This is a genomic window from Glycomyces sp. NPDC048151 (assembly GCF_043202775.1).
In the GTDB taxonomy this organism is placed as follows: domain Bacteria; phylum Actinomycetota; class Actinomycetes; order Mycobacteriales; family Micromonosporaceae; genus Glycomyces.
The window spans coordinates 304,330-310,474 of the sequence record NZ_JBIDBB010000009.1; the positions used below are offsets into that span (position 1 = coordinate 304,330).

5 protein-coding genes and 1 pseudogene are annotated in these 6,145 nt (G+C 63.7%); 5 read left to right on the top strand and 1 reads right to left on the bottom strand.

The window, feature by feature from the left end; genetic code table 11:
• The first annotated feature begins 2 nt into the window (after window positions 1-2).
• The 4 genes from ACGGCP_RS22780 to ACGGCP_RS22795 are packed head-to-tail and all read left to right on the top strand — an operon-like array spanning window position 3 to window position 5,052.
• Window positions 3-1,133, top strand: coding sequence for a hypothetical protein (locus tag ACGGCP_RS22780; RefSeq protein ID WP_392969535.1), 1,131 nt, complete (start codon window positions 3-5; stop codon window positions 1,131-1,133).
• Window positions 1,134-1,138: 5 nt separating this feature from the next.
• Window positions 1,139-2,365: a 3-deoxy-7-phosphoheptulonate synthase gene (locus ACGGCP_RS22785; RefSeq protein WP_392969570.1), complete on the top strand. Its 1,227-nt coding sequence runs from the start codon at window positions 1,139-1,141 to the stop codon at window positions 2,363-2,365.
• Window positions 2,362-3,561 carry a hypothetical protein gene (locus tag ACGGCP_RS22790; protein ID WP_392969538.1) on the top strand — a complete coding sequence of 400 codons (1,200 nt, stop codon included), beginning with the start codon at window positions 2,362-2,364 and terminating at the stop codon, window positions 3,559-3,561. The genes ACGGCP_RS22785 and ACGGCP_RS22790 overlap by 4 nt, the downstream gene beginning before the upstream one ends.
• Window positions 3,562-3,564: 3 nt before the next feature.
• Entirely contained in the window at window positions 3,565-5,052 is a 1,488-nt protein-coding gene (locus tag ACGGCP_RS22795) for an Ldh family oxidoreductase (protein ID WP_392969541.1), read from the top strand.
• A gap of 144 nt (window positions 5,053-5,196) precedes the next feature.
• Here the strand turns inward: ACGGCP_RS22795 and ACGGCP_RS22800 are convergent, their stop codons facing one another.
• On the bottom strand, window positions 5,197-5,787 hold the full coding sequence (locus tag ACGGCP_RS22800; protein ID WP_392969544.1) for a histidine phosphatase family protein: 591 nt from the start codon (window positions 5,785-5,787) through the stop codon (window positions 5,197-5,199).
• 176 nt (window positions 5,788-5,963) lie between these two features.
• Between ACGGCP_RS22800 and ACGGCP_RS22805 the strand changes: the two are divergent.
• A pseudogene (locus tag ACGGCP_RS22805) lies at window positions 5,964-6,145 on the top strand (3-deoxy-7-phosphoheptulonate synthase class II); the annotation flags it as partial.

A 6,145-nucleotide genomic window follows, 5' to 3' on the forward strand; every position in this document is an offset into this window, starting at 1 on the left:
CATTGCGAACGCCGCAGGAACAACTCACCCTCCAGAAAGGGACCATCATCATCATGACATCTTCGGCAGCGCCTGCAGGATTCGAGCACACCTCGGCGACACTCATGGGAAGAACGGTCGACATCCGATCGGACATCCCTGAGGTGCCAACCCTTCTCCGCGGGGAGCTCGGGGCCTTCTTCCAGGTGGAACCGGGTGGAAGCTCGGGGCTCCCCCGGCTCGCGGCGATCGAGGCTTCAGCCGAGATCACTGCCGTGTCGGAGGTCCGCGAGCAAACGCAGGGATCGTCTTGCGGACATCCGATCCTGCTCCATTCTGGTAGCCACTCGTACGACCTGCGGCGAGGCCTGTCTTTCCAGACGGACTCCGGAACCCTCATCCACTCTGCGGACACCGGTTCGTGGATTCTCGCGGATCCCGGCGCGCGACGTATCCAGGTCGCCAACCCCGATCCTGCGAATGCCGCCTCGGATGTTCGAAGGGTGGTGCGGGATCTGCTCTTCATTCCCTGGCTCGAGTCGATGGGCGGCCTCGTCGTGCACGGTGCGGCGATATTGGGCAAGGGCGACGAGGTCACGTTGGTGCTCGGCGACCGCGGAGCGGGGAAGACCACCTTCTTCATGGCCGGAGCGGGCGCCGGCGGTGGAGAGGCGCTGTCATGCGAGAGGCTCATCCTGGTCCCTGGCCCATCGGGTATCCAGGTCCTCGCGTGCCCTGAGCGAATCAGCACCTTCGCCGGAACCCTACGTTCTTTCCCCGGCACGGAGCACCTGGCCCCAGCATTCGACGAAGCGACAGAGTGGACCAGGGCGGCCAAGATCAGGGTCCACTGGCAGGACATGTTCGCCTGTCTGGGCTTGGCGCCGCGGCTCGCGCCCGCCTACCTGAGTCGCCTGGTGTTCCCCACGTACAACGCAAAGGCCCCCTTGGAAGTCGCCGACCTCGACTTCACGTCCAAGAAGCTGTTCCTCGAACAGCACGTGGTGACCGGTCGGGACGTGAACCGTCCTGACTGGCTCGGATGGTTCGCCCCTCAAAGCACTGAAGCGACGCTGCTCGCAGCTGCTCGGCTCCCGGCGACCACGGCTTCGTGGAGAAGCCTTGAGGATGTAAGCCGGATCCTGGGTGCGTGAGTCCAGTGACACCCGCCGACACTGAAAGGACCCGGACGCCTCCTTACGGCGGTCAACCCGGTGCAGCGGAGCACGGACCCGCCGCAAGTCTTCGCCAGGACCTCCAAGTCCTTTACTCGGCTCCTCCGTTGGTGATGGACACCGAGGTGAGTCGTCTCAGGCGGAGACTCGGAGAGGCCGCCGCACGCAAAGCCTTCGTCTTCGCCGCGGCCAACGGGCTTCCAGCCGGGAACCCGATGTCCGCGCAATCGGTGCAGTCGCACCTCGAGATCATCCTTGCGTTCTCGGCGATCGTCATGTACGAAACGGGTCTGCGGGTCGTGCGAGTGGCCTCTACCGACGGGGAAGGGGCCGCGGTCCAAGAGCGAACACTGTCAGACCGGTACCGAAGCGAGGTCGGCGTCTTGAACTTCGTACGCGGATGCTCCTCCGGAGGCCAGGCCGATCTACGAAACGTGAGACAGTGGAGCCCGGAGTTCATCCGCGAAAGCCCCTCCGGACTGCGCTACGACCTCACCGTCGACGCGATCGAGCGGGCGTTGTCGTTCTTCGACGCGTGTCGGATGGGAGCAGACGAGGGAAGCCTGTTCTCGTCCGAGTTCTACGTATCGCACCAGGCGACCGACCCCGACTACGAGCAGGGTATGACGCGGAGGAGCCGCTCTGACGCCGACTGGTTCGATACCTCGACCCACATGCTCTGGGTCGATGCGAGTGAGCTCGACGAACATCGCTTCCCGGAACACCTCATCACAGGAATCAACAATCCCCTCGGAACGGTGTTCGACTCCCGGTCTGATCCTGAAATCCTCATCAGATTCGTCGAGGCCGTATCTGCCGGCGACCCGCATGGGCGTCTTGCCATCGCGGTCGCGGCGGAGGATGACGCCGAAGGTGAGAAGATCGCCGCGCTCGCACGCCGGATTTCGGACCTCGGTTGCACGCCGGTGTGGATGTGTGATGCGGTACCCGAGAACGCCGCGGCTCCAGTCGTATTCGGCCGCGTTCACCAACGCTTCCTGGCTACGGAGGCGGCACTCGAATCGGCGGGCACAGCGCTGGCCGGCATCAGAATGCCGCTCACCCACGAAGACGTGGACGAGTGCGTCGGTGGTACCTGGCTGAGCGGCAGCGGCCGCTCACCCGCCGTCTTGCCGAAGACACCGAGGTTGAACGCGCGTCAGGTCATTGACCTCGCCTATCTCATCGCCGACCACCTGAAGACCAGATGACGGCCCAATCGAGGTCCCAACCGGTACTGCCTGGGACCGCCCGAACAGGTCCGTTCGTCGACGACGTCTTCGAGACCGTCGCGAGGGAACAAGTTCGTCATGCGCTGCAGCAGCTCGGGATCGCATTTTCTGAGCCGCTCACGCTGATCCCCAGCGTCACGAGCTATGTGTACATGTTCGACGCCGATATCGGGCGGGCAGTCGCGAAATGCTCGATTCTGGGCAAGGCGCGGTCATCGCTGCGCCAGGAGGGCGGCGTCCGCGCCCGCGAACTCGACGAGATCGTTCGCGCACAGCGCGAGTACGCGGCCACCTCGAGCGCGTGTCTTGATGAGGCCAGAGGATTGAGGTTGCTCACCGGCATTCTGGGCGCCGACGCCGTGCCGCGAGTCATCGGCCTAGTGGACGGCGTGCTCGTCATCGCGGCCGAGGGTGCGTCGACGGCTTCCATCGCCGATCGCGATGTCCCCAACGAGAAGGCATCGGAGGCTTCAGCTTACGCGGTCGGCCTGCTCGAGCGGCTTTGGGAGTATCCGCCGACGAGACTCGAGCCACCCGATGCCGATGCGGTGAACAGGGCACATGCACTCGGAATGGTCGGCACGTTCCGGCGTAAATTCCTGCGGGGACGGCATCGCCAGTACGTCGACAAGGTCGTTCCCAGTGCCGAGCTCGCGCGCGGCATCTCCTCGCTGGTCGAAACGATCGCGCGAACCTCGTGGCCGTCGAGCGGGGCGATGCGGCTCGTCTATGGCGATTTCAAGCCCGAACATGTGCTGCTGCGCGAGGGTGCACGACCGATGCTCATCGATCCGCTTCCCGCCTTCGGATGGAGGGAATGCGACATCGCCAGATTCCTGATGCGAATGGTCCTGCTCTCCATGAGCGACTCGACACGACTGTCGCTTCTCAAGCAGGTTAGTGACGTGCTCGCAGCACGGCTACCAGACGATCTTGATGCACGGCTCGTGCAGTGGTTCATGGCGATGGACTTCGTCAACATCTACACGACACGGGTCTGCTTCCAAGAGCAGGAACGGCTTCCGGGCAGCTGGGATTCGGACAGCGTCACATTGGAGGTCGTGGCGCAGATGGCGAGCGGTTTGCGAACGACAGGGGGCGCTGCCGACCCGTACTCTCTCGCAGTGATCACCGCTCGACTGGGCGAGGCCTCGTGTCCAGAGATTGGAGTCTGAAGGATGGGGAAGACTTGGAGCCACCCGGGCAAGTCCCTGCTGGTCTTCTGCGAGAAACAAATGGATCCGACTTCCATCCCCTCGGAGCAAATCGGCGATGCATCAGGGGATCGGGTACAGGTAGTCGACGTCGACGCGCTGGAGCAGAGCCTGTGGGGTCCGTCATCCGGGACGACAGCCGCTGCGGCGCTTGCGGCGCTGGCGACCGCAGAGCATGACCTGATCGTCCTTTTCCAGCGGGTCGGTCGGTACTCGGAGGAGGTGACCAATTGGGCGATTCGGCATGCCAGTGCCTCGGGGCGCTGTCGGATCCTCTCCCCAGTGGGCATGGTCGGAGCTGAGGGACCGAGCGGATTCGAGCAGTTGCTCTCCCATTCCACGAAGGTCACCGCGTACAGCGGGGAAGCCGAACTACATGCGGCCCTGCGCGCATGGCGAGTGATCCCGATGGGAAAGGTGTGGCGACATCCAATTGAGGTGGGCTTGGAAGAGGTCGCACAACTTGCGGTCAAAGCGCTGCAACGTGCCGGCGCGCCCGAGGACGCCGCGTCGGACGTGGTGGGTTCCTTGGTCAACGCCGAGCTCGAAGGCTACCCTTCGCACGGCCTGCTCAGAGTCCCCGAGTACGCGAAATCGATCCGCACCGGACGCATCGACGCGAACGCGACCCCCGAGAAGCATCGCATCGACGGTACTCGAATGGTCATTGACGGCCGTTGGTCATTCGGCGAGTTGGTCGGGCAAACTGTCGTTGAATCGGCTATCGCCAGTCGCGGTGGGAATGCGCCTGCTGTCATCGCTGTCAGGAGAAGCGGCCACCTCGGCCGGCTCGCGCATATCGCGAAGCCGATCGCCGAAGTGGGAATGATCGTGCTTGGGTTCTCGAATTTCTCCGGCGGCGCTCAGAAGGTCGCCCCATTCGGCGGTGCCGAAGCGAGACTGGCCACGAACCCGCTGGTATTCGGGTGCCCGGTTCCAGGCGATGCCCCCTTGGTGGTGGACATGAGCAGCTCCGCCTCATCGGATGGATCGGTACAGGCGGTGGCTCGGGCGGGTGGGGTCTTCGTTGAGAGCCCGCTTAGCGACCGGCTCGGCAGACCCGCCTCGTATCCGCAGGACCTGCAGAGGAAGCCGACCGAGACGTTCTTGACCGGAGCCGCGGGGTACAAGGGGTTCTGTCTCGCACTGATCGCTGAAGTACTGTCGGGAGTCCTGGCGGGTCCCGATTTCGTGGCATCTGGCAAGCGATCTCGCGGGAACGCCGCGTTCTTCCTGACGCTCCCGTTGGAGGTCTTCGAGCGGACGGCACACGACGTTGCCGCGGATGTGGCCAGGCTTGCTGCGTATCTGACCTCTTGCCCACCCCTCCCCGGCAGCAACGGAGTGCGGCTCCCCGGTTCCCGATCGAAGACCATGCCGGTGAGTGACACTGGGCGGCTTCGCATCGAAGCGGGCTTGCTGGAGGAGATCACCCGGCTCGCCGGCGCGTAGACATCGATGGCGTGAAAGTGCTCGAAGAGGGGGCGTCGACCGTCGGTGTAATTGCCGGCGAAACCATGTTGCCGCAGTCGAACTGATCGGGATCCGTTGGCAGAGTTGTTGGAGTGTCCGGCATCGGTCCTGGCGCCGCGAGCCTCACGCGAGACTCGAAATCATCCCGTCAGGGTCGACACAGTATACGACCTCGTTCGGCTGCTTTAGCTCGAGCGCTTCCTCGTAATCCATTCCGGTTAGATGCTTTATGAGCATCCTGCCTATCATTTCATGTGAAACGAGGAGGGGTGTCTCGGATCCGCTCCGCTCGACCGCCGCAAGCGCTTGATGCGCTCGAACGGAGGCGTCAGCGTAGCTCTCACCGCCCGGGAACCGATGACGGTACTTGTTATTTGAACGGACTTCGCTCTCACCCGGCCAGCGACTGTCGATCTCTTCGTCGACGAGTCCCGACCACGCCCCGTGATCGACTTCGCTGAGATCGTCCAGGAACCGAATCGGGAGACGCAGCCGCTCGGAGACGATGCCGGCCGAAGTGCTCGCACGCCCTAGCGGACTTGCGAAGAGCGAGTCGATCGGTTCCCCACCGAGCCGCTCCGCATATCGGGTCACCTGTCCGCGTCCCTCCTCTGTCAGTGGGGAGTCGAGGCGGCCTTGCCGACGACCTTCGGTGTTCCATTGTGTCTGCCCATGACGGGCCAGATAGACGGATTTGAATCCAAAGCGGGTCACGTGAGCAGACTCTAGTTGAAGCGAACAGGAGGCGGCCTGGCTGTATCCCGACATTCGGGAGCATCCCACTGGACCATGGTGGGCATTGTCTGCAGGTCTTCGGTGCCAGGAAAACAGCCATACGACTTCGAACGAGTCGGCTATACGATTTTCGAGTGAATCCATTGCGGCCTGACTTGAGCAACCGAGGCCTCGCTCCGACCGTCATCGACGCGGAGGAAGCCGAGCGCTATCAGCTCGACGCCTGGCGGAACCTGCCCCGTGAGCAGGTTCCCCCGTGGGACGACTACGCCGAGGTCGAAGAGGTGACCGGCGTGCTCGCCGCCGTCCCGCCGATCGTCGCCCCCTACGAGGTCGA

Coding starts and splice junctions, on each gene's coding strand:
- ACGGCP_RS22790 (WP_392969538.1), top strand. CDS start 2,362: ATGACGGCCCAATCGAGGTCCCAACCGGTACTGCCTGGGACCGCCCGA.
- ACGGCP_RS22795 (WP_392969541.1), top strand. CDS start 3,565: ATGGGGAAGACTTGGAGCCACCCGGGCAAGTCCCTGCTGGTCTTCTGC.